A 24,672-nucleotide genomic window follows, 5' to 3' on the forward strand; every position below is an offset into this window, starting at 1 on the left:
TTAGTAAACCTTTCAACCAATGTAAACAAAACAATTTATTTTCTTATGAATGTTGATTTCACCTTTTCGGACACAATTGCCGGCTACATTGTGGACTTCAATCCGGAGGAAAAGTATTATGTGGTGGAGACGCCGGACAAGAGGCAATTCAAACTGAACCTGATTGCCTCAACGTATGCCAAAAATGTACGGAACCTGGGAGAACCCTATTCGGACGCGACCGGAGCCATGCGCGAGATGTTATCGCAAAAAGGTCAGTTTGTTTTTAGCTATGGTACCTTCTACCCCGCCGGCGACGGAAAAGAGCCTGTTTTTGAAACCCAATGGATGGTCTTCCCCGGCAATCAACCTGGCCAATATCGTCAGGAAGAGCAGAACTGGTGGATCAGACAGATCGACGAAATTGCCGCCAAGTACCTGAAATGGCAGTTTAACCACCCTGAAGACAAAATTGATTACAAAAACTACCGGACCATTCTGCACCTGGCTGGTGCTAAAAAAGGGGATTACCTACAGGAAACAGATACCATTTCCCGCATGGTTTACGGCTTCGCGTCGGCCTATCTGCTAACCGGCTACGATCCGTTCCTCGAAGGGGCCGAACTGGGTACCAACTACCTGCGTGACCACATGCGTTTTTACGATCAGGACGATGACCTCGTTTACTGGTATCATGGCCTGAAGGTAGAAGGCGACAAAGAAACCAAGCTGCTCACATCTGAATTCGGTGACGATTACCAGGCTATTCCGATGTACGAGCAGATCTACGCGCTGGCCGGCCCGACACAAACCTACCGGATTACAGGCGACAAGCGGATCATGTTCGATATTGAGAAAACCATTGATCTGTTCGAGAAATACTATAAAGACAAAAACGGTATCGGTTACTTCTCGCACATCGACCCCATTACCCTTGACCCCCGCGCCGAATCCCTGGCGCACAACCGGGCCCGCAAGAACTGGAACTCCGTTGGCGACCACGCACCGGCTTATCTGATCAACCTGTATTTGGCCACGGAAGACCCTAAATACGCTGATTTTCTGGAGTATACATTTGATACCATCACTCAGTATTTCCAGGATTACGACCACAGCCCGTTTGTGCAGGAGAAATTCATGGAAGACTGGAGCAAAGATCAGACCTGGGGCTGGCAGCAGAACCGGGCGGTGGTAGGCCACAACCTGAAAATTGCCTGGAACCTGATGCGGATGCAGTCGCTGAAGTCTAAGGAGGATTATCTGGAGTTTGCCAAGAAAATTGCTGCGGTCATGCCGAAAGTAGGTTCCGATCCACAGCGTGGTGGCTGGTACGATGTGGTTGAGCGTGAAAGCACCATCAACGGGCAGCCCCGGTTTGTGTGGCACGACCGTAAGGCGTGGTGGCAGCAGGAACAAGCCATTCTGGCGTATCTGATTCTGTACGGAATCCTGAAAGATCCGGAGTACCAAAAGCTTGCCCGCGAGTCGGCTGCGTTTTACAACACCTTCTTCCTGGATCTGGATGATGGAGGGGTTTATTTCAACACGTTTGCCAACGGTATGCCATATCTGATGGGTACGGAGCGTCTGAAGGGCAGCCACTCCATGAGCGCTTACCACAGCACGGAGCTTTGCTACCTGTCGGCGGTATATACCAACCTGCTCATTACCAAGCAGCCGCTCGATCTTTATTTCAAGCCTTACCCGAACTCATTTAAAGATAATGTGTTGCATGTATCGCCTGATATTCTGCCGAAGGGTAGCATTTACATCAGCGAATGCTTCATTGACGATGAGCCGTATACTAATTTCAACGCGCAGGCACTGACCGTAAAGCTGCCGGATACGGATAAGCAGGTTCGGGTGAAGGTAAAAATTACTCCGGTAACCTAATAAGGATCAACCAATAAATGTATGGAAGTAGCAGTAGATTCTGTAGAAAACATTACCGTCATTGACGTAGAAGGCAGCATCGACAGCAAAACGGCCCCCGACTTTCAGAGCAATGCGCTGGCGGCTGCTGCCGACAAAGACAAGATCATCATCAATATTTCGAAGGTGGACTTTCTCTCCAGCGCGGGTCTGCGGGTATTGCTGATGATTTACCGCCAGATCAAAGCCAAAGACGGTAAAGTGGTGCTGGTTGGAGCCTCCGAAGAGATTCAGGATGTTATGTCAAACACGGGTTTTCTGAACTTTTTCATTCTGGCCGACAACCTGAATGAGGGAGTCACGGCCCTTAAAGCCAATTGACCGGTATGATGGATACCCGAATAGACTATTACCCCACCCACGAACATAATGGTATAAAGTTTAGACGCGGTCATTCTCTCCCGTTTGGTGCCACTATGGTGCCAAACGGGGTTAATTTCAGCATCTACTCCAGCGCAGCTATCTCCTGTACGCTGGTGCTGTTTGAGCGGGGAGCCCCCCAGCCCTTTGCCGAAATTCCGATTCCGGATGAGTTCCGGATCGGAAATGTGTACAGCATTATGGTGTTCGACCTGGACTACGAACGGCTGGAGTACGGCTACAAGATGGACGGACCGTTTAACCCGCTCGAAGGCCACCGGTTCAATAAAGACACGATCCTCAGCGACCCGTACGCTAAAGTAATTGGTGGACGGGACACCTGGCTGGCCGAGCCGAACTGGGATAATATTTATCCGTACCGGTCACGGCTGGCCTTTGAGGATTTTGACTGGGAAGGTGACCACCCGCTGGAGACGCCCATTGAAGACCTGCAGGTTTACGAAATGCACGTTCGGGGCTTTACCAAAGACCCCTCCTCCAAAGTCAAAAACCCGGGCACCTTTACCGCCATCCGCGACAAGATACCCTACCTGAAAGAAATGGGTATCAACTGTATCGAGCTGTTGCCCATTTATGAGTTCGACGAATGGGAGTTTAACCGCACCAGCCCCATTACGGGCGAAGTGCTGGTGAACTACTGGGGCTACAGCACCGTCAACTTCTTCTCGCCCAAGGCTGGTTATGCCGCTACCGGTAAATTCGGGATGCAGGTCGACGAACTGAAGACGCTCATTAAGGAACTGCACAAAAACGGCATTGAGGTCTGGCTAGATGTGGTATTTAACCACACGGCCGAGGGCGACCACCGCGGGCATACCATTTCGTTCCGGGGTATCGACAACAAAACGTATTACATGCTGACGCCGGAGGGCTACTATTTCAACTTCTCCGGTACCGGTAATACGCTGAACTGTAACCACCCCGTCGTTCGGAATATGGTGCTCGACTGCCTTCGGTACTGGGCGGCTGATTACCATATCGACGGATTCCGCTTTGATCTGGCCGCCATTCTTGGTCGCGCCCAGGATGGCAGTCCGCTAAGCAACCCGCCCCTGCTGGAGTCGCTGGCGCATGACCCCATTCTGGCCAAGTGTAAGCTGATTGCCGAAGCCTGGGATGCCGGCGGCCTGTATCAGGTTGGCTCTTTCCCGGCTTATGGCCGGTGGGCCGAGTGGAATGGCAAATACCGCGATACCCTGCGTAAATACCTGAAAGGGGATGAAGGGCAGGTCGGTGATATGATGCAGCGTATTCAGGGGTCGCCCGACCTGTATTATTACCGGGGGCCAAACGCCAGTATCAACTTCATTACCTGCCACGACGGCTTTACGCTCTACGATATGTTTGCCTATAACTCGAAACATAACGAGGCCAATGGCGAAAATAACAACGACGGAGCCAACGACAACAACTCCTGGAACTGCGGCTGGGAAGGCGAAACCGATGATCCGGCGGTGAACCACCTCCGGCACAAGCTCATCAAAAACGCCTTGACCATTCTGATGGTTAGTCAGGGCGTTCCGATGGTGCTGATGGGCGACGAGATGGGGCGCACGCAGAAAGGGAATAACAACACCTACTGCCAGGATAATGAACTAAACTGGCTCGACTGGTCTCTGATAGAGAAAAACGCAGACATCTACAATTTTGCCAAGCATATTATGCGGTTCCGGCACGGGCACCCTGTCCTGCGCAGCCGGCGCCATTTCCAGCACCGCGACTATGTAGGTAGTGGCTATCCGGACATCAGTTTCCACGGCGTAAACGCCTGGTATGCCGATACGTCCGCAGGAAGCCGCTCATTTGCGTTTATGCTCTGTGGCGATCATGCCAAGCAGGGTATTGTTAAAGATGACATGATTTATGTCATCATGAATATGTATTGGGACAGCCTCACGTTTGAGCTGCCCGAATTATCGAGAGATCGGAAATGGCATGTTGTAGCCAATACGGATATGCCCTCACCAGACGATGTTTTCCCGCTTGGTAAAGAGCCGTTGCTGGAGAATCAGCATCACTTCCTGGCGGGTTCCCGGTCCGTAGTTGTGTTAGTAGGTAAATAACAAAATTAACTTCAGACAAAATTATGAGCTTCTCTATTTCATCCGATGTAGATGCCCAAAAGGTCGCCACTATTACCTTAGCCGGCGAGCTGGATTCTTTATCATCCCGCGAGTTTCAGAGTGCCATTGAGCACGTTGCCGCCGAAAACCCTAAAGAACTGGTACTGAGAGTAGAAGATCTAAGCTTTATGTCCTCGGCCGGGCTGCGGGTACTCATCTTCTCAAAGCAGAAAATGGGTACCAATCTGCCCATTTTCATGGTGAAGCCGCAAAGTGCCATTGTGGATACACTTGAGAAAACCGGCCTTCAGCACAGCGTGAATATTGTGGATGAGTACCCAGCCTGATGAAAGCGCTATGGAGTCTAAAACGTTTCCGGGAACCCTTGACTCCCTCGACCTGATCCGACAACACGTTAAAGAGTTGTCTCAGCAAGCTGGACTGGACAAAAAGTCTACGTATAATCTGATGCTGGCCGCTGATGAAATTGCAACCAATATAATTCTGTACGGCTATGAACAGGCCGGTCAGACAGGGAGTATTGATGTATTGTCTGAAATTGCGGATAACCAGCTAAAGGTTGTGTTTGAGGATGAGGCAAAACCGTTTGACCCGACCGCCCGGGATTTGCCAACGGAAGACGACTTTAACAAGCCACTGGAAGAAAGAACCATTGGCGGCATGGGTATATTTCTTACCATCAATGGTGTTGATAAATTCTCGTATGAATATGCCAACAACCGGAATCGGAATATATTCATTATGAATGTCGACCACGTTCATCCGTAATTCTTACTACTACATGTATACGCTTGAAAATGGCTTGTGGTATCCACAAGCCATTTGGCATTAAATAGCTGCTACTAAGCCAGTTTATTGCCAATCTGGTAAATTTTACTTAATATTAACGTCGTTTTTTGCGAGGTTAACCGGTTTGATTTTAAATCAAGTTGAGGAAGTATCCGGAATGAATCACCGCCCGAAACAAGTCCTACTTTTATGTCTGAAGTCTTACTCAACATAAATCCTTTTCCAGGATTAAGAAGTTTTGAGCCTGAGGATGCCGATTTATTTTTTGGTCGGGATACGCAAATCCGAGAGGTGCGCAAAAAGCTGGCAGCCAGTCGGTTTGTAGCCGTAGTAGCCTCATCCGGAAGCGGAAAATCCTCTCTGATAAAAGCTGGGGTAATTCCACGTATTCAGCAGGAGAGTCTTGACAAGGCGGTTTTTGATGATTGGCTGGTCGTTGGATTTAACCCCGGTATGCATGCCGCCGACAGCTTCAAAGAAGCTATGAAGCAGGCTATTGAACGCCACCCCCTCGGCAGTACGATTACCCACCCCGCCGATGATTCGGACTGGATAAATACCCGCTTCTTCCGGTCGATAACCTACGATCTGAACACCAATCTGCTGATTTATATAGATCAGTTTGAAGAGTTATTCCGCTATGTCAATACAACCTCAAAAGAGGAGCAGCAGGCAAGCCTGTTTGTAGAAGTCTTGCTGGACCTGCTCCGCACGAATCTGCCCGTCTATATTTTGCTGACAATGCGTTCCGATTACCTGGACGCGTGTGCCAACTACGACGGACTGACCGAAGCCATCAACCAGGGGTGTTACCTATTGCCCCGGATGACCCGCCAGGAAATGCACCAGGCAATTACTCGTCCGCTGGAAGTATATAATACCCCGGTTACAGAAGAGCTGATCAACCAGTTATTGATAGATATCGGCGATAAGCACGATGAGCTGCCGATCCTCCAACATGCCCTAATGCGAACGTGGTCGCACTGGCAACACCACCACCAGTCTACCGGCATTCCAATGTCCCTTAGTGATTACAAGGCCATTGGCACCATCACTCAGGCCATTTCGCTGCATGCCGAAGAGGTGTATACCTCCTTTCATACCGATAAAAGCCGGATTGCAGTTGAAAAGCTCTACAAGGCCCTTGTTTACCTTGGACCGGGAGAAGTTGGCATTATGCGGCCAGTAGCGTTTCAGGACATTCAGAAAATCAGCGGAGTCCATCCCGATCTGCTGGTCGATGTAATTAATCAGTTTCGTGATCCGGGTATATCCTTTTTATTGCCACCGTCTACGATACCAATTCTCCCCGAAACACTTATCGACGTTGCCCATGAAGGAATTATGGAACTGTGGGAACGTCTCAGGCTCTGGGTGCGCGAAGAAATCGAAGCCGCCAAGTTATACCAGCAGCTCAGTGCCTCGGCCCGGCAATATCAGGAGGGCAAAACCGGCCTGCTTACCAATCCGGAATTGCTCATCGCCCTGAAATGGCTAAAGGAAAGTAAACCAACGGCCACCTGGGCCAGGCGGTATGACTTTTATTTTGAACAGGCCATTAATTACCTGGAATACAGCAAAAATCAGTACGAGTTTGAGGTTCAGAGCAAAGAGAAACGCCAACGTCAGGAAATTAAACGCAACCGCCTGCTGGCCATGCTTGGGATCAGTCTGGCGATTGCGGCTATTCTGGCCACGATCTATCTGATTTTTTTGAATGCCGAAGCCAAACAGGCCGAAGAAAATGCCCGCAAAAGCGCCAAAGAAGCCAAACGGCAGCAGGGCATAGCAGAAGAAGCGTTCATCCGGGCCACGTCACAGAGTAAAATCGCCTTTCAGCTTCAGGAAATCTCCGAGCAACAAAGTCAGCGTGCGCAACGGCAAACACTCCTCGCCGAGCAAAACGCCCGTGAAGCCCGCATTCAGGAGCAGCTAGCCAAAGAATCGAGAGAAGAAGCCTATGCTAACGCTCAGGAGGCTAAACGCAATGCCGAAGAAGCCCGGCGTTTTGCAGAAGAAGCACAGACAAATGCAACCCGGGCCGAATCCAATGCACGGTTGGCCCAATCGTCGGAGAAGTTAGCGACTCAAAATGCCAAAGAGGCCAACCGACTACGCAAATTAGCTGTTGCCCAGTCGCTGGCGATTCAGACATCGCAAATGCCCGACATTACCCAGAATGAGTTGCCAAAGCTATTAGCCATGGCAGCTTATCAGCTTAACCGCCAAAACGGCGGCTCATCCAATGCACCTGGTATCTTTCTGGCGCTGTCCAAAGCCGCCAACGAAACCACCATTCTGGAAGGCCATAAAGACAATATCCGGCAGGTAGCCCTTACGCCGGATGAATCGCTGATGGCCTCATGCAGTGACGATGGAACGATCCGGCTCTGGGATTTGAATACGCACAAAACGGTTAGGGAACTGACACCAGCTCGTCGCAAAACAACAGGTTTCCGCGATATTACGTTCGTTAACGATGGAAAACTCGTGGTTGCCGGCAGCGCTGAAGGACAGCTTTTTGTCTGGGATGTTACCAAGTCTAAAAGCATAGCCAGCTATCCGGCTCATCGGGCCGGCGTGTTGGCAACCTTGCCGATGAAAACCGGCAGCCAGTTGGTGACCGTAGGCACCGAAGGCTCTATTCGGACCTGGCGCATCACCGCGACAGGCCTTGATTCGCTGACCCACTTCCCAATTGGCCTGCGGCCGACATCGGCTCAGCTTTCTCCCGACGGCAACCACGTGGTCATAGGAAGTGCCACAGGATCGCTTGCTATTATCAACCTGCTCGATAAAAATCAGGCACCGGATATGACCCGCCGACCACTGCTGAACAGCGCTATTACCGCCTTGACGTTCGGCCCTACCAATAAAACCATGCTTACCGGTATGGCTGATGGATCGGTAAAGCTGTGGGAGTACCAGAACAACAAACTAGGCGACTACATAGGCTCGCTTTCGGGTATCCATAAGTCGAGGGTATCGAGCCTGGCCTTTTCACCGGATAATAAGTATCTGGCCAGCGGCAGCTACGACGGGAGCGTCCATATCTGGGCATACGCCGACCTGGCGCGGGGTGACCTGCAGCAACAGCCGATCAGCATCGATAATTACCGAAGCTGGATTATGTCGATATCCTTTCGGGGCAAAGGCAAAAACCTGATTCTGGCGGGACAGGATCGTACAATCTGGCTGATGCCTGCCGATATCGATGAATTATACAGACGGATAGCCAGCCAGGTTACCCGGGGGCTCACGGCCGAGGAGTGGAATAAGTATGTAGGAAATGATATTGATCGCCCTCAGATCAATGAGTAAAGCCACACTATATGATGAAAAATAGTTACCTGCTTTTGTCTTGTCTGTTATACGGTCTGGTGTCTGGGTTCGCCCAAAGAGCATGGGCGCAGGGCATCTGTGGCGACTACAAGCTCAAAGAAGCAAAATCAGCGTATGACGAGGGTAGCTTCAGCCGGGTATTTTCCATCCTGAACCCCTGTCTTAGTCCAGATGGTTTCAGCAGCGAAAACAGAGCACAAGCGTATAAACTGGTGTCCCTGACGTATCTGGCGATAGATTCAACAGAACGAGCCAGCCAGTCTATCGAACAAATGCTGAGTATTAATCCAAATTACGAACCGGAAGGGGAACTGATGCTGTTGCCCAACCAGTTCAGGCTCCTTGTCAATATGATCAAACAGTCGCAGTCACGGGTACAGGTAACGTCGGTTTCCAAAAAGCCGGAGGATCTGTACAAAGCGCCGGCTACGGTACTGGTCCTTACAGAAGAAGAAATCCGCCGGCGCGGTTATACCGATCTCGAAATCCTGTTCAACGACCTGCCCGGTTTCGATGTGTCGCGTACCTATGGGCTTACGTACTCCAATATTTACCAGCGCGGCTACCGGTCTGATAATACTGAGCGAACGCTGTTTATGATCAACGGCATCGAAGAGAATGATTTCTGGGGCAATTTTGTATACTGGTCAACGCAAATACCGATCTCCAATATTAAGCGAATTGAGGTTGTCTATGGCCCGGCTTCAACCATATACGGGGCCAATGCCTTCCTGGGGGTGGTCAATATTATTACCAAAACCCCGAAAGAACTGCTGACCGGCCGTGAAAATTTCATGGCAACAGCCCATATAGGTGCCGGATCTTACAACACACGCTATGCCGAGGTGACGACTGCTGCCCAGGTGAAAGCTGTCAGTTTTTCCTTAACCTGGCGGGGGTATTATTCCAACCTGCATGATTTATCGCGCTACCCGGATTATAACTACAGCCTTGCCGACTATGATACGATCAATTATGCGCGCCGTTTTAACTATGAGTTTGCATCAGGAGAAGACGCAAGCCGCTGGACCAGCATCTATGGCTTAACCGCAGGCACTCCCTTGCCCTATTTCTTGTTGCAGGGAAAAACGCTGACGCTTACGGAAGCTGGGCTACAGGCCGTTAGGGCGCAGGATAAGAAAGCACTCCAGAAAAATGTAAACGGGGCTCCCATTGGCTTTTCAAACCTTCTGAAAACCGCTTACATCCGGTCTACGCTGTCTTTTGGCGATTTTACACTGGGATTTCAGTTCTGGCGTATGGACCAGGGCTCCGGAAACTCAGCCAACGACAATTACCGGGCGGGCGCTAAAAATGGCAGTGTCTGGGTTCCTGCCCAATCACTCTTTTATGGGATCTATAGCAAAGATATTATTAAAGACAAGCTTAGCCTGACCAACACGGCCCAGATCCGAACGACCAAAGTTGATGACGAATCCCGGAGTATTATTTTAAAAAATTACAGCAATCAAACGTTATCCCGTACCCCGCTGCCACCAGAGGTAAAAAATCGATTAGCCATGCTGTCGGCCAAAGAGCAGGAGAAATACGAGGCTGCGTCTATGCCCCTCAGTGTCCTGTTAGCCTACAATCTGGTGCAGAACAGGGAGCCTTACTGGGAGGCTCAGTACTTCTTTCAGAATTCGAACCAGTTTCGAAACGAACTGCGAATCATAGCCTCTCCCACCCATAATCTGGATATTATTGGCGGTGTAGAGGGCCGCGTTGGCATATTGCAGGGTGATTACAAGCGGTTAAACTTTGTAAACGCCGAGGCCAGTTATGTCAGTGCCGAAGATAGCATTCCTACAATTGGTATGTTCCGATACCGAAATCTTGGCGCGTTTGTTCAGGGAACGTATTCTGTCCGCTCCAATCTCCAGCTTGTATTGGGTGGGCGCTATGATTACGCCCGCATTGGCCGCAACGGCGGTTATGGACAGGTGTTCAACCCGCGTCTGGCTATTGTGTACTCGCCTGTCAGTCGGCTGGCGCTGAAAGCAATCTATGCCGAAGCATTCCAGGACGCGTCCAGTCGTGATCGCTACTCAACTGCTGCTACGCGCTTATTAACTAATCCGGGTTTGAAACCCGACCGGATAAAAAACATTGAATTAGCCGCTAACTATGTTCCAGGTCCAAGTTTGCAGGTAGGCATTTCGGCATTCTACGCCAACTGTTCCAATATTGTAGAGGAAGTCAGGACCATAATACCCAATACGTCAAGAACAACTTTACAAAAGCAGAATCGGGGTAAGGCCGACATTGTGGGTGTACAGGCTACTGTGGATTACAAGTTCTCCAACCGTTTTAGCTTTTACGCCAATGCGACCTATACAGATGCACACCGAACCACCACGATAAGGTCATCAGACGGGCGAAGAGACAGTACCGAAACCCGTTTTATTACCGGGGACATTGCGCCTTACCATGTAAATGCCGGAGTCAATGGGCTATTTCTGAAAGAACGGCTAAATATAAACCTGCGGTTCAATTACGTAGCACCCCGGCCGGTAGGCCGGAATACATCGGCTACCGAAAACCCATATCCGTCATTGATTCCGTTCAGTATGCAGCCCAAAGCGGCTGACTCAACCACACAAAGCCAACGTCCAAGCGGGTACTTTGAGGCCTACACACTGTTCAATACGACCCTCACGTACCAGATTAACAAATACATAGATGCGCAGCTTATTTTGAATAATCTGCTCAACACCGAGTATTCTGATCCGGGCACGCGCGGTGCCAATGGTCTTGATCAGGCTGCCCGAACTCCTCAGAAAGGATTTAACGGTATGGTCAGATTGCTGCTCAATATTTAATTAAATTTAACTTACATAGTTTCTTCCTTATTTTTAGCCATGACCTCTTTACAAACCGAAACTGTCGACATGACCTACGAACGTTATGAGGGCAACCAATTTCTTGAGAATCCATTCATTCGAATACGCTTACATGAACTGGTAGCCAATAGTTACCAAAATGCAGATCAGCTCATGCATCGCATTTATTCCGTCAATGATATTGCCTTTATCAGCCGCCATGAAGACAAAATTGTCGGTATTGTTCTCTTCAGTTACGGCCGTAGGCATCAGGTGCTGGCAGGCGACCGGGTTTACACGGCTATCTATCACGGATATGCCGTCACCGATCAGACGTATCGAAACCAGGGTGTGTTGCAAAACCTGATGAGGATAGCGGCCGATACGTTTGCGAAACGACTCGGAAGGGACACAAGCCAGCTTCTGTTCTACTGCGTAACCTCCAATCCGTACGCCATACGAGCTTACCGAAAGGTAAGCGCCTACTTTGAGCCTTTTATCGACGGATCCTTTACGCCGGCAGGTGCCCGGATTGTGCTTCAGCTTAAACAGCAACTGGGTATTGGCCTGAAGGATAGTGCCCATCCGTTCAAATTTACCACCTCACTGCCTCAGCGATACAGTCAGTTTGAACGGGATACATTCAGCAATGCGCCCATAGAGGAGAAGAAGCTGATTGATACGTTAAACGTTTTAGAAAGCCAGGGTGACCGGGTCATATTCTTCTGGACTCCCAAAAGTGTGGGGTTATGAACGTTTTAAAGGTACTCGATATTCGCCGGGAGGAAAAGGCCATTGTCTTTCTGTTCATAAGCTACGCCTTTCTCTACGGGTTTGGTATGTACATGTATTATGTAGCCGCCACTACCCTGTTTCTGAGCAAATTTGAGAACACAATGCTGCCGATCGCCTATATTGTGGGCGGCATCATGCTGCACTTTATTGGACGGAGTAACAATTTCCTACAAATTAAATTCAAGTTTTCATCCGTTTCGGTTTACCTGCTGGTCTCGCTCATCCTGTCGATGGGCTTGTTGTTAGCGAGCCATGAGATAACAAGCAACAAGTGGATTGTCTTTGTTCTGTTTCTCTGGATACGGACCAATCTCTTTGTTTTCAATTTTACATTCTGGCTATCGGCATCCCGCGTTTTCAATCTGGAGCAGGCCAAACGGATATTCAGTACAATTAGCATAGGTGAAGTTGCATCGTCAATTGTCGCTAACCTGATGGTAAAGCTCTTGCTTAGTAACAAGGTCGTTGGGGTAGAAGGGTTGCTGTTTATTGCCTTCACCAGCATTGGTCTTTCTCTCTCCGTTTTCTGGATTATCGTCAGACAAAACATCAACACGCTAACATTTACCAAAGCACGTCCTGACCATCCTGCTCCCGGTGAAGTCGCCAGCTCCAGTTTTTTTACCAATCGTTATCACCTGTACCTGTATCTGCTCGGTCTCCTGCCCGTGGCTAGCCTGTATCTGGTCGAATTTAATTTTTCGATAACCAGCAAAAAGCAATACCCGAATCAGGTCCAGCTTGCCGAATTTCTGGGGCAGTTTCTTTTCCTCTGTTCCGTGATTGAACTCCTGGTGAAGGCTTTTCTGTACCGCTTTGTTACCAAAACCTTCGGCTTATCGGCGGGTCTGAAGATGATGCCGTTCGGCTTAGTCTTAATATCGGTGTCCATCGTCGGCCTTGAGCTGATGGGAAGCTCGGTGTTCTTTCTGCTTCTGATCAGCCGGTTTATGGTTACGTCTATCCGGCGGGCCTTCAGCGACACCTCGTTTCAATTGCTTTACCAGCCTATTCCGGCTCAGGAAAGCGTACACCTGCAAAATCAGGTGGAATCGTATGCTAAACCGCTGGGCTATATCGTTGCGGGTGGGTTCCTGATCACCTTAATGCAATTCAAAGTGGTGGGTACGCTTGAAGTATACACGTTACTACTGGGTGTACTCGGCCTCTGGATGCTTTGCTCGGTGCTGATGCTGGATGAATACCGTACCCGGCTCATGGCTCCGATTATGCAGATTAGGAATGCCCTTAGGCCGGCAGCAGTTCAAGCCACAACCGGAGAACCTGGTCCGGCAGAAGACAATTTTTCGCTGGAAGACCTGCAAGCACTTTCTGAATCCCGGAACCGGAATGACCGCCTAACCAGCGCCCGACATCTGGGCTTTTCAAAACGTTATCTGGCGTACAGACCTTTAATTAAATTGATGAAGGACCCCGATCCAGGCGTACGGCTGGCAGCAATTGAGTCGGCCGGCCGGCTCAGGCGAACCGAGGTCTGGCCTTCTCTGCTTAGCAACCTCAACGAGCCTCCCTTTCGGTCGGCCACTATAGAGGCCATGGTTGCGCTGGGCGAATCGGCTGTTAATGCCATTGAGAAATCGTTTACCAAACTAGGTGATCAGAATGAACTGCTGCTTTGTTTACTGGAGATTCCCCAACAGACCGGTGGACAGAAAGCTATTCAGTTTCTGCGCCGGAATCTATACCACCCGGTTCCTGTTATCCGCAATAAAGTATACGAAGCCTTAAGCACACTCGGCTATAAGGCTAATTACACCGAGCGGGTAGCTCTGCTACAGGAGGTCGATGATAAATTAACTTTTTATCTCTGGACCATAGCCGCCGAAGCTGATTTGGCCGACTACCTGACCGATAAACGGCTGCTGGAATTACTCCACCTGGAGCGCCAGCAGGTTTTATCGAAAATTTTCAATCTGCTGGCCGTGATGTACGGAGACTCGCGAATCGACCAGCTCCGCAATCTGCTTACGGATACCAGCAACCGCAAAGGGTATCTGGTTGAAATTGCCAACTTGGTATTGCCCGAAGAAATAAAGGTTCGGCTATTACCCATTATTGAGGATGTGCCGACGCAGGAAATCCTGCAGAGAAGCCAGATTTTCTACCCTCAGCAGTCTCTCTCCCCCAGAGAGCGTCTGATGGATATTGTCAACAAGGATCCGTCGAATCAGCAGGAGCAGACCAGGACTATGGCACTGTACCAGCTGCTCAGCTTTCCGGACGAGGACTTGCTTTCCCTCTTTTTAGCATTTGCTGCGTCGGATAGCGAAGCGTTGTCGGAAGTAGCCTTGTATGCCATCTACACCCGGTCGATCCCACAGTTTACCGAACTAAAAGCTTATTTTACAATGGGGAACGATCTGTTCCATCTGAGCCTTTGTGAGCGGATAAGCCACTACACAAGTGCAGACGATCTGCTTATAGGCACACACGAGACAGCGGCCCCGCCCAACGCCATGATGAAGGCCGCCATTGAGCATTCTTTAGAGAACTGAGCCGTTGCCGGCAAGCTATTGGAAAAACGTATGAGGAGGCAGCATTTACATTCTTACCAACATCCGCTTTATTCAGGTATTCTGACAATTCTGCTATGGGGCAGTGCCTATCTGCATAGTATGGGGCAGGCCGGAAAAGCCGGGGAAACCGGGCGTTGGCCGATTAGGTTCATTCATCCCGAAGAATACAAAGCCCATGCGCAGAACTATACAGTCACTCAGGATGATCAGGGTATAACTTATGTGGGCAACTTTGCCGGAGTGCTGGAGTACGACGGGACAAATTGGCGACAGATCAGTACTGCCCAGCAAACCCGTGTCACTGCCTTTGGCCGGAATGAGGCAGGGCAGATTTTTGTTGGCGGTCACAATGATTTTGGCTACCTGATCGCTGACCAAACCGGTCAGTTGCAGTACAAACCCCTGACCGCAGGCATACAACCCGGCTTTGGTGAAATTCACACGGTTATTGCGCTACCAGAAGAGACCTACTTCTTCACCAAACAGAAGATTTTTCAATGGAACGCCAAAACCCGGACGACCCGTGAATGGATAAACCATAGCGAGGTCCTGGGTGCCTGGTTATGCAGTTCGGTTATTTATGTATATCAACCCGGTGTAGGGCTGGGACGTCTGGAAAACGGCCTCGTTATTCCAATTCGGCAAGGCGGCCGGCTTGCCAGTGGGGTTAGTGCGGTACTGTCGCAGCCAGACGGCCCACTGGTAGTCACCCCCAATCTGGGGCTTTTCAGGCTGGTAGGCGAAGAACTTATCCCCTTTTCGCCGGCCGCCAGTCAGTGGGTGCAGAACGGAGCCATCCGGAGAGCCATTAGCCTGCCTCCAGACAGGCTCGCGCTCTGGTCTGATAAGTACGGCCTACTTCTAATGACCAGCAAAGGCCAGCTCCTGCAGGTCAGCAACTACAAAGATCAGTTAGCCAGTGCGCAAGTCAATAACTTGTTTATCGACCGGGAAGGTCTGCTCTGGCTAACGTTGAACAAAGGTCTTGCCGTACTGAACATATCGTCGCCCATATCTTATTTCCCGTTCAACGGTCAGATTAAGAGTCTCCTGCGGTATAAGAATCGTCTGTATGTAGCCACCGACCAGGGTTTATTTTACGTAGAGAAATCCAGTCTTACCCCATTCACCGCTATTCCGTGGGCCTGCTGGTCACTGGCAGAAGCAGGCGGCTCCCTGTTTGTAGCGGGCAGCAACGGATTGTACCAGATAACCGATCAGCAGGTCCGCCAGTTGTCGAGTTCGTTTTCTTTTTATGTAACCAGATCGGCCAGTAATCCCTCCCGCCTGTACATGGGCTCCGAAAGCAAACTGGGGCAGATTACGCTGACCGGAAAAGGAGCGGCTTTTACCTGGCTGCCGATCGACACGTCTGATCAATCCGCCCTGGGTAACATTACGGGTATAGTGGATGGCGGGCTGGGTAAACTTTGGCTCTCCACGGTCGATAATCATGTATTCAGCTACGAAACCGCCACCGGCAAAGTCCGCCAGTATGATGGGAGCCCTGCTTTACAGAAGTCGATAGACAATCATATACAAAAAACCTCCGCCGGGCTGATTCTTTATAACACCAGGGGCATTTTCTCCTACAATCCGGCAAAAGACCGGTTCGAAAAACAACAGAATCTGGCGGGTTTGAACACCTCCGGCTGGTATAGCCTGCTTGTGGAAGACAATGAAAAAAATGTCTGGGTTACCGATGGCAATCAAAAACAGATCAGGGTCTATGCCAAAACGCAGCTCGACAGCGCCAGAAACGCCCCGCTCCGGCTCCTGGCCGATAAATCCTTTCAGGTTGTTTATCCTGATACCAGCCGGGTCGTATGGTTAGGTGGCCTGGATGGGCTCGTCCGTTACGACCAATCGGTCACCCTAAAAGGAGACAAGCCATTTCCGGCTTTTATCCGTGAAATCCGGATCAACAGCGACAGTGCTTTCTTCCGTGGAATTATTGAAGGAAGTTTGCAAAGACAGTCTGTTTTTGCCTCTGATTTCAATAATCTCACTTTTCTCTTTTCATCTGCCAGTTACCTGCCGGGGCAGGAAGTTGAATTTCAATATATGTTAGACGGGTTTGATGAGAAATGGTCGGAGTGGAGTACGCAGACGAAAAAAGAATACTCAAACCTGAGACCCGATGTGTACACCTTCCGGCTTAGGGCCCGAAATCTTTACGGAGCGGTGAGCCAGGAGACCACGTATTCGTTTGTCATTCGGACACCGATTTACCAGCGGTGGTGGGCTCAGGTCTTGTATCTGGTTCTGGCAATTGTGTTACTGATAGCCATTCTCCGCTGGCGTAATAGACGCTCTGAAAAGGAAAAGCAGGCGCTGGAAAGCCTAATTCAGGAGCGTACCGAAGAGATCCTCAACCAGAAGCAGGAGCTGGAGCAGCAATCGGAAGAACTGGCCCTGAAAAATGACCAGCTCGAAAAGATCGACCTGATAGTCCAGGCCATTAACGCCGAAGTTAACATTACCAGTCTGTTTAATACCGTACTTGAAAGGCTGAAAATTATCCGTAATATGGATAGCGCGGCTGCCCTCATATATGATCCGGAGCAGGATACTTTCCAGTTCCAGGCGGCAATAGGGATCCACGCGGGGTCGGCACCGAACCTGGTGCAAATGCCACTTAATCAGGCCATCAGCCGGTATCTGGACAATGCCGTTGAGGTATACGAAGACGTGTATGTTCAGAACTCGTTTACCGCGAAGGTCAACAATAAGTTGATTCCCGGCATGCCTATTCCTAAATCCATGATCGCTATCGTGCTGAAAGCAGAAGGGCGAATAGAAGGGTTTATTCTGATCTACAACGTAAGCCGGCAGAATGCGTTTGACCAGCGTGACTTTGATACCATTCGTAACGTAAAGGAACACCTGTTAGCCGCTTACCTGAAAACCCAGATTCTCCGAAACCTGGAAAGCACCCTTGAAAACCTGAAATCAACGCAGGAAGAACTGATTCGGCAAGAGCGGCTGGCATCGGTAGGCCAGTTGACCAAAGGGATTGTAGACCGTATTCTAAACCCGCTGAACTATATAAACAATTTCTCCGAATCCTGCAACGACCTGATTGAAGAGATCTCCGACGCACTCGACCAGCATAAAGAAGTATTGCCTCAGGATGTACAGGATGATGTTTTTGATGAGCTGAACCTGCTGAAAAACAGCCTGAGTAAAATAAGCGACCACGGCAACAGTACAACCCGCATTGTAAAAGATATGCAGAAACTGCTACGGGAAAAGTCGCGAGACTTCTTAGAAACCGAGTTAACTCCGTTCGTTGAAAGTAAAGCGCTGGTAGCCCTGCAGGAGGTCAAAAATGAGTATAAAGATTTGCCAATTAAGCTTATTTTTAACCTGGAAAAAAAACCGGTGAGAATCCGGTTATTACCGTTTGAGCTTGGACAGGTTATTGCCAACCTCATCAGCAACGCCTGCTATGCCTTGTACGAAAAACACAAAACCATGCCGCTGTTCCAGCCAGAGCTGACGGTATCCACTAAATTGTACAATGGCGAGATTCGACTGATCATACGGGACAATGGAAAAGGGATTCCCCAAACGGAAATAGAGAAGTTGTTCAGCCCGTTTTTCACCACCAAACCGACGTCAAAAGGGACAGGTCTTGGCTTATTTATGAGCAAGGATATTGTCGAAATGCACAAAGGGAGCATTGGCATCAAATCTCTGGAAGGAGAGTACACAGAAATTCAATTGACCCTACCGGTTTTACAGGGAGCACTTGTGTAAAAAATTTATGCTTCTACATTTGCAATGTTGGTACAAAAGGCACTAAAGTTACCATAATTTAGTAATATGTTACACGGCTCCCGATAATGCAGGTGAGTAAGCACTTGTTTCTGAATCCGTCCGTCCTTAATAGTTCTATCACATATGGAGACATCCAGCCAATTGGCAAATCTTGAAGAAACTAATGCCTCGCTTAATAAAAGTCTGCAACTGGCCAATAATGAAATTAACCTGCTACAGCAGAAAGTGGTTTATCTGGATCAGTTAGCCGGGGTCGGACAGCTCACAGCCGGTATACTTCATGAAATCAAAAACCCCCTTAACTTTATCAATAACTTTTCAAAACTATCCATTGAACTGATTGGGGAAATTAAGGAAGTATCCGCCAAATTGCGGGCGGCTTCCGATCCGGCAGACATTGATGACCTCGAGGACCTACTGTCTATGCTGGAGGGTAACGTAACCCGGATACACGACAATGGTGGCCGAGCCGAGCGTATTATTCAGGGCATGCTGGCGCAAACCCGTTCAGACAATGTCCGGCTGGCTCCTGCCAACCTGAATCTGCTTCTGGAGGAATTTACCAAACTGGCCTATCAGGGCGTACGGGGAGAAGATAAGGAGTTTAATGTATCTTTTTCGTTCCAGTTTGACCCCAATGTCGGCTCACCGAATATAGCGGCAGATGCATTCAGTCGGGTTATTCTGAACCTGGTAAATAACGCCTGCTACGCCGTAAACGAGAAGCGAAAAAAACAACCTGACTATTCTCCCCAGATTCTGGTTAGCACGCAAAAAACAGATGATACGGTGAAGATCAAAATCAGAGACAACGGCATTGGTATGGCCGACGAGGTAAAGCAGAGACTGTTTACCCCTTTCTTTACTACCAAACCTCCAGGTAAAGGCACAGGGCTTGGCCTGTCGTTAAGCCAGAACATCGTCACCAATATTCACAAAGGGCAGATCAATGTCGATTCCGAACCGGGCAATTATACTGAATTTTGCATTGAACTTCCCCTGAATTTACCAGCAACTTAATACCTTAACGTTCACCCTGTTCATACCAACTCATCAATAATTTGCTAGACTCATGGCCATCAAAATACTAAGCGTAGATGATGAACTGGATATGGAAATGCTTATCCAGCAGCGGTTCAGAAGACAGATACGTGATAAACGATTTGAGTTCGTTTTTGCCCATAACGGCACCGAAGCTTTAGAAAAGCTTAGTGAGGATAAGGGCATCGACATGATCCTCTCCGATATTAATATGCCCGGCATGGATGGGCTTACTTTCCTGTCGAAAATCAATGATTTAAGCAACCCACTGCTGAAAGCCGTTATGGTGTCGGCTTACGGCGATATGGAAAATATCCGGACTGCCATGAACCGGGGGGCTTTCGATTTCATCACCAAGCCCATCAACTTCGAGGATCTGGAGATTACCATCAACAAAACCATTGAGCATATCGAAATGCTGGTGCAGCTTCAGAAAGGCCGCGATCAGTACATTGCCATTCAGAAAGACCTGCAGATTGCCAACGGCATTCAGCAGTCGATGCTGCCCAAGAAGTTTCCGGCGTTTCCGAACCGAACCGATGTAGACTTACATGCGTTTCTGGAACCGGCCAAAACCGTTGGTGGCGATCTTTTCGACTTCTTTTTGATGGACGACGGTCGATTGTTCTTCATTGTCGGTGACGTGTCGGACAAAGGTATACCGGCTGCTTTGTTCATGGCTATTACCAAAGCCATTTTCAAGAGCCATTTTGCCAACGAAACCTGCGGAGACATCTGCGATGAAGTCAGACAGGTCAACAAATTCCTCTGTCAGGATAATTCGTCCTTTATGTTCGTCACGGCATTTTTGGGTATTCTGAACCTGAAAACGGGGGAAATCGAATATATTGATGCGGGTCACGAACCTCCGCTTATCTTACGTAAAGACGGAGCGGTAGAGGTTATGAAGAAAAAAGGTGGATTGGCCCTGGCCATCGACGATATGTTTGAATATACCTCCCACACCGTAATGCTGAACCCTGGAGACGCCCTGTTCCTCTACACGGATGGTGCTACTGATGCCAACAACATACTGGGGCAGCGCTTTGGGCTCGAACGAATTCAGCGCCTGATAGCTCCACTGGCCATTGCGGGTAAGCCGCAGGAAATTAATGACCTGTTCTATAAAGAGGTCAAAGAGTTTATTGGCGATTTCGCCCAGTTTGATGATATAACTGTTATGACCATCCGGTATAACGGACCGGCGTAACCAACCTGTCAATAGCCTAAAAAGCCGGCATCAGTGCCGGCTTTTTAGGCTATTGACAGTCCAATCTTGCCATACTGGGTAGCTGATTCCATTTTGCGCAAAGCAGCCTCGGTGTCTGCCAGAGGATACACTGTGTCGATAACGGGCTTAACCTGATTCGCTTCGATAAACTCAAGCATGGCCGCAAATTCCTCCCCGGTTCCCATCGTAGAGCCCATTATATCCAGATGCTTGAAAAAAATGCGGGGAGCAAGCAGGTCGGTCAGGTTGCCGGCGGTCCCTCCGTAAATAACGATCCGACCACCTGAGGCTGCGACATCAAGAAGTTTGGCAAAGCCCGGTCCGCCGGCACTGTCGATAATAAGATCAAAATAGCCCGCTTTGCCTCCGCCGGTCTGGACCATCAGCGTTTTGGCCCAATCAGCCTCCCGGTAATTGACTCCCCCTTTGGCACCCAGTGCTATGGCCCGCCGTAGCTTCTCTGCCGAAGCCGACGTTACCCAGACTTCCGCTCCGGCAGCTAAAGAAATCTGCAAAGCCAGCAGGGCCACGCCCCCGCCAATGCCAGTTATCAGCACACGCTCACCAGCCTGCAAACGGCCGCGGGTCATCAGAGCCCGCCAGGCAGTAACACCCCCTAACGGCATGGCGGCTGCTTCTTCAAATGATAAGTAATCTGGTTTCGGGTAGATGTATTGCGCATTGATGCGGATATACTCGGCAAACGTGCCGTCGTCCGGCATTCCCAGGATTCGGAATTGAGGACTGTAGAATGCTGGATTGTTGCCCCAATGGAGTCCGGGATTAATCATAACGGCCTTTCCCAGCCATTGAGTATTTACGCCCTCGCCAACTTCGGCAACAAAACCAGCCCCATCAGAACCTAAAATCACCGGGAGCTTAATACCCGGATATCGCCCCTGCTGCACATACACATCGCGATGGTTGAGAGCTGCGGCTTTTAATTGAACCACTACTTCACCCGCATCAACTTTCGGTTGAGGCATGTCGGCCAGTTCGACCGGCTGGTGCAGGTCACGCAAAATTATTGCTTTCATACATGCGCTGGATTTTTGTTCTACTGCTCCGTAGCATGTAGGCCACGCCCGTGTTCAATGGCCCCCCGTACGGTTCCAAACTGCTGCAACAGGTCCCCGGCTTCTTCCTGGCTAACGCCTAACTCGCTAACCACCATGCGCACCGCCCGCTGCTTCAATTTATTATTAGTCAGTTGCATGTCCACCATTTTGTTGCCCTTCACCCGGCCAAGCCGAATCATAACGGACGTAGAGATCATGTTCAGCACCAGTTTCTGCGCCGTGCCGGATTTCATACGGGTGCTGCCGGTCACAAACTCGGGACCTACCACCACCTCGACCGGATACTCGGCTGCCTTAGCCACCGGCGAATCAGGATTACACACAATACAGCCCGTAAGAACTCCTTCCGTCCGGGCTTTCTGCAGCCCACCCACCACATATGGCGTCCGGCCCGACGCGGCAATGCCAATCAGTGTGTCCAGCTTTTCGATATGGTATGCCTGAAGGTCTCTCCAGGCTTGGTCGGGGTTATCTTCGGCATGCTCCACCGCACTCCGAATGGCTTTATCACCACCTGCAATCAGGCCGATGACCATATCGGGCGACACGCCATAGGTAGGCGGGCACTCCGACGCATCGACAATACCCAGCCGCCCGCTGGTGCCAGCCCCAATGTAGAAAAGCCGACCACCCTCTTTCATCCGCCGGACAATCTGATGCACCAGGACTTCAATCTGCGGGATGGCTTTTTCTACGGCTAAGGGTACCGTTTTGTCTTCTTTGTTGATGTTGGTCAATAGCTCATGCACCGACATTTTTTCGAGTTCGTCGTAGTGCGAAGAAGTTTCCGTAATCATGAAGTTGCTCCAATATGAATGTCCGCCAAAGTTAGCAGGCTTAATTTTTTAGCAATAATTAATCCGCGAATTCTTGCATATCCGCAGGATAGAGTTTTTCTTTGGAGTGCAATTACGCTTCCAGCGAAATTTCGCTAACAGCCTTTTATTTATAGTTTATATGTCGCAGACTCAGACCGAAGCCACCGTTAAACTCAATCGCTACAGTTCTACCCTGACCCAGGAAGTTAGTAACCCGGCCGCTCAGGCCATGCTCTACGGCATTGGCCTGCACGAAGAGGATATGGCGAAACCCCAGATTGGTATTGCCAGTGCCGGATACGATGGGAATCCCTGCAACATTCACCTGAACGGATTAGCCGCCTACGTAAAAAAAGGCATAAACGATACCGGGCTGGTTGGGCTGGTCTTCAACACCATCGGCGTATCCGACGGTATGACCAACGGTAACGACGGCATGTCATACTCCCTCCCCTCCCGCGACCTTATTGCCGATTCCATCGAGACAGTAGTGAGTGCTCAGTGGTATGACGGGGTCATTGCCGTAGTAGGCTGCGACAAAAATATGCCGGGGGCTATGATGGCCATCGGCCGCCTGAACCGCCCCGCCATTATGGTATACGGCGGTACCATCCGCTCCGGCAGCTACAAAGGCCAGAAGCTGGATATTGTATCGGCGTTTGAAGCGTACGGCCGTAAAGTAGCCGGCACCATCAGCGACGAAGATTATAAAGGAGTCATTCAGAACTCCATTCCGGGCGCGGGTGCCTGCGGGGGTATGTATACCGCCAATACCATGGCTTCGTCCATTGAAGCTATGGGTATGAGCCTGCCGTTTAGCTCTACCTTCCCGGCCACGCACGAAGGCAAGCAGGAGGAGTGCCGCAAAATCGGCGCGGCCATGCTGAACCTGCTGAAACAAAACCTGCTGCCGCGTGACATAATGACCCGCGAAGCGATTGAGAACGCGTTGACCGTTGTGATGGCCCTGGGTGGCTCCACCAACGCTGTGCTGCACTACCTGGCCATTGCAAAATCAGTAGGAGTACCCCTCACGCTGGAGGATGTGCAGGCAATCAGCGACCGTACGCCGTACCTGGCCGACCTGAAGCCGAGCGGCAAGTACTATATGGAAGATATGCTGGCTATAGGTGGGGTGCCGGGGGTGATGAAATACCTGTATGGACAAGGGTTGATTCACGGCGACTGTATGACCGTAACGGGCAAAACCGTAGCCGAGAACCTGGAAGACACACCAGATCTGAACTTTGAAACCCAATCTATCATCCGGCCGATTTCTAACCCGATTAAGAAAACCGGTCATATTCAGATTCTGTATGGAAACCTTGCGCAGCAGGGCTCCGTGGCTAAAATCACCGGCAAGGAAGGCGAGAAATTTGAAGGCATCGCCAAAGTTTGTGAGAAAGAAGAGCAGCTCATCGAGTTTGTGCAGAAAGGTGAAATCAAGCCCGGCCACGTCTGCGTCATCCGCTACGAAGGCCCCAAAGGCGGTCCGGGTATGCCGGAGATGCTGAAGCCGACCTCCGCCATCATGGGTGCCGGCCTCGGCGACAAAGTAGCCCTGATTACCGACGGCCGTTTCTCCGGTGGTACGCACGGCTTTGTGGTCGGCCACATTACACCGGAAGCGCACGAAGGCGGTAACCTCGCCCTTGTCCGCGACGGCGACCGCATTACCATCGACGCCATCAACAATGTGCTGCACCTGCACGTTTCCGATGAAGAACTCGCCGAGCGTCGCCAGAGCTGGGTAGCGCCCCCGCCGGCTGCCGAGAAGGGTGTCTTGCGTAAATATATTAAGCTGGTATCATCAGCCAGCGAAGGCTGTGTAACCGACGAAGTGTAGTAGCTAAAGTTTGTTTTTAAGTAATAATTATGTGGAGCGAAGATACCCAAAACCTGACCCGGAGAGTTCTTCAAAATGTGGAGTTCTCTTTTGTAACAAAGGAAGGGTTTATTCCTCTAAAGCGATTGGAACATGGGCAAGTTATTCTAGGGCAAATGCACATGAACGACGCCCTAAGCAATAATTACTTGATTTATGATCGGGCACAGGACA

15 protein-coding genes are annotated in these 24,672 nt (G+C 50.0%); 13 read left to right on the forward strand and 2 right to left on the reverse strand.

The window, feature by feature from the left end; genetic code table 11:
* The first annotated feature begins 45 nt into the window (after positions 1 to 45).
* The 12 genes from ABD931_RS19705 (at position 46) to ABD931_RS19760 (ending at position 20,695) form a co-directional block, all read left to right on the forward strand.
* Positions 46 to 1,872: an AGE family epimerase/isomerase gene (locus tag ABD931_RS19705; protein ID WP_345269618.1), complete on the forward strand. Its 1,827-nt coding sequence runs from the start codon at positions 46 to 48 to the stop codon at positions 1,870 to 1,872.
* Positions 1,873 to 1,893: 21 nt separating this feature from the next.
* Positions 1,894 to 2,232: an STAS domain-containing protein gene (locus ABD931_RS19710; RefSeq protein WP_345269620.1), complete on the forward strand. Its 339-nt coding sequence runs from the start codon at positions 1,894 to 1,896 to the stop codon at positions 2,230 to 2,232.
* A 5-nt stretch (positions 2,233 to 2,237) separates the two neighbouring features.
* Positions 2,238 to 4,355 carry a glycogen debranching protein GlgX gene (gene glgX, locus ABD931_RS19715; protein WP_345269621.1) on the forward strand — a complete coding sequence of 706 codons (2,118 nt, stop codon included), beginning with the start codon at positions 2,238 to 2,240 and terminating at the stop codon, positions 4,353 to 4,355.
* 23 nt (positions 4,356 to 4,378) lie between these two features.
* On the forward strand, positions 4,379 to 4,702 hold the full coding sequence (locus ABD931_RS19720) for an anti-sigma factor antagonist (protein ID WP_345269622.1): 324 nt from the start codon (positions 4,379 to 4,381) through the stop codon (positions 4,700 to 4,702).
* Between the two features lie 10 nt (positions 4,703 to 4,712).
* Complete coding sequence (locus ABD931_RS19725; protein WP_345269623.1) at positions 4,713 to 5,144, forward strand: ATP-binding protein; 432 nt, start codon at positions 4,713 to 4,715, stop codon at positions 5,142 to 5,144.
* Between the two features lie 210 nt (positions 5,145 to 5,354).
* Positions 5,355 to 8,486, forward strand: coding sequence for a WD40 repeat domain-containing protein (locus ABD931_RS19730; protein ID WP_345269624.1), 3,132 nt, complete (start codon positions 5,355 to 5,357; stop codon positions 8,484 to 8,486).
* An 11-nt stretch (positions 8,487 to 8,497) separates the two neighbouring features.
* Positions 8,498 to 11,329: a TonB-dependent receptor plug domain-containing protein gene (locus tag ABD931_RS19735; protein ID WP_345269625.1), complete on the forward strand. Its 2,832-nt coding sequence runs from the start codon at positions 8,498 to 8,500 to the stop codon at positions 11,327 to 11,329.
* 39 nt (positions 11,330 to 11,368) lie between these two features.
* Positions 11,369 to 12,082, forward strand: a complete 714-nt coding sequence (locus tag ABD931_RS19740; RefSeq protein WP_345269626.1) for a GNAT family N-acetyltransferase — start codon at positions 11,369 to 11,371, stop codon at positions 12,080 to 12,082.
* Complete coding sequence (locus ABD931_RS19745; RefSeq protein WP_345269627.1) at positions 12,079 to 14,640, forward strand: HEAT repeat domain-containing protein; 2,562 nt, start codon at positions 12,079 to 12,081, stop codon at positions 14,638 to 14,640. The genes ABD931_RS19740 and ABD931_RS19745 overlap by 4 nt, the downstream gene beginning before the upstream one ends.
* A 30-nt stretch (positions 14,641 to 14,670) precedes the next feature.
* Positions 14,671 to 18,423, forward strand: coding sequence for an ATP-binding protein (locus tag ABD931_RS19750; RefSeq protein ID WP_345269629.1), 3,753 nt, complete (start codon positions 14,671 to 14,673; stop codon positions 18,421 to 18,423).
* 144 nt (positions 18,424 to 18,567) lie between these two features.
* Positions 18,568 to 19,464 carry a sensor histidine kinase gene (locus ABD931_RS19755; protein ID WP_345269630.1) on the forward strand — a complete coding sequence of 299 codons (897 nt, stop codon included), beginning with the start codon at positions 18,568 to 18,570 and terminating at the stop codon, positions 19,462 to 19,464.
* Between the two features lie 52 nt (positions 19,465 to 19,516).
* Entirely contained in the window at positions 19,517 to 20,695 is a 1,179-nt protein-coding gene (locus ABD931_RS19760; RefSeq protein ID WP_345269631.1) for a PP2C family protein-serine/threonine phosphatase, read from the forward strand.
* Positions 20,696 to 20,739: 44 nt separating this feature from the next.
* Here the strand turns inward: ABD931_RS19760 and ABD931_RS19765 are convergent, their stop codons facing one another.
* Positions 20,740 to 21,753, reverse strand: coding sequence for a zinc-binding dehydrogenase (locus tag ABD931_RS19765; RefSeq protein ID WP_345269632.1), 1,014 nt, complete (start codon positions 21,751 to 21,753; stop codon positions 20,740 to 20,742).
* A 20-nt stretch (positions 21,754 to 21,773) separates the two neighbouring features.
* The gene (murQ, locus tag ABD931_RS19770) at positions 21,774 to 22,592 is read right to left on the reverse strand and encodes an N-acetylmuramic acid 6-phosphate etherase (RefSeq protein WP_345269633.1); all 819 of its coding nucleotides are present in this window, start codon (positions 22,590 to 22,592) and stop codon (positions 21,774 to 21,776) included.
* A gap of 160 nt (positions 22,593 to 22,752) precedes the next feature.
* Between murQ and ilvD the strand changes: the two genes are divergently transcribed.
* Complete coding sequence (ilvD, locus tag ABD931_RS19775) at positions 22,753 to 24,459, forward strand: dihydroxy-acid dehydratase (RefSeq protein WP_345269635.1); 1,707 nt, start codon at positions 22,753 to 22,755, stop codon at positions 24,457 to 24,459.
* The last annotated feature ends 213 nt before the right edge of the window (positions 24,460 to 24,672 follow it).

It is taken from the genome of Nibrella viscosa (genome assembly GCF_039541875.1).
In the GTDB taxonomy this organism is placed as follows: domain Bacteria; phylum Bacteroidota; class Bacteroidia; order Cytophagales; family Spirosomataceae; genus Nibrella; species Nibrella viscosa.

Excerpts from the sequence above, each read along its gene's own strand:
- ABD931_RS19760 (WP_345269631.1), top strand. The coding sequence starts at position 19,517 with ATGGCCATCAAAATACTAAGCGTAGATGATGAACTGGATATGGAAATG.
- ABD931_RS19765 (WP_345269632.1), bottom strand. The coding sequence starts at position 21,753 with ATGAAAGCAATAATTTTGCGTGACCTGCACCAGCCGGTCGAACTGGCC.
- ABD931_RS19740 (WP_345269626.1), top strand. The coding sequence starts at position 11,369 with ATGACCTCTTTACAAACCGAAACTGTCGACATGACCTACGAACGTTAT.
- ABD931_RS19705 (WP_345269618.1), top strand. The coding sequence starts at position 46 with ATGAATGTTGATTTCACCTTTTCGGACACAATTGCCGGCTACATTGTG.
- ABD931_RS19745 (WP_345269627.1), top strand. The coding sequence starts at position 12,079 with ATGAACGTTTTAAAGGTACTCGATATTCGCCGGGAGGAAAAGGCCATT.
- ABD931_RS19730 (WP_345269624.1), top strand. The coding sequence starts at position 5,355 with ATGTCTGAAGTCTTACTCAACATAAATCCTTTTCCAGGATTAAGAAGT.
- ABD931_RS19755 (WP_345269630.1), top strand. The coding sequence starts at position 18,568 with ATGGAGACATCCAGCCAATTGGCAAATCTTGAAGAAACTAATGCCTCG.
- murQ (WP_345269633.1), bottom strand. The coding sequence starts at position 22,592 with ATGATTACGGAAACTTCTTCGCACTACGACGAACTCGAAAAAATGTCG.
- ABD931_RS19725 (WP_345269623.1), top strand. The coding sequence starts at position 4,713 with ATGGAGTCTAAAACGTTTCCGGGAACCCTTGACTCCCTCGACCTGATC.
- ABD931_RS19710 (WP_345269620.1), top strand. The coding sequence starts at position 1,894 with ATGGAAGTAGCAGTAGATTCTGTAGAAAACATTACCGTCATTGACGTA.
- ABD931_RS19750 (WP_345269629.1), top strand. The coding sequence starts at position 14,671 with ATGAGGAGGCAGCATTTACATTCTTACCAACATCCGCTTTATTCAGGT.
- ABD931_RS19720 (WP_345269622.1), top strand. The coding sequence starts at position 4,379 with ATGAGCTTCTCTATTTCATCCGATGTAGATGCCCAAAAGGTCGCCACT.
- ABD931_RS19735 (WP_345269625.1), top strand. The coding sequence starts at position 8,498 with ATGATGAAAAATAGTTACCTGCTTTTGTCTTGTCTGTTATACGGTCTG.
- glgX (WP_345269621.1), top strand. The coding sequence starts at position 2,238 with ATGATGGATACCCGAATAGACTATTACCCCACCCACGAACATAATGGT.
- ilvD (WP_345269635.1), top strand. The coding sequence starts at position 22,753 with ATGTCGCAGACTCAGACCGAAGCCACCGTTAAACTCAATCGCTACAGT.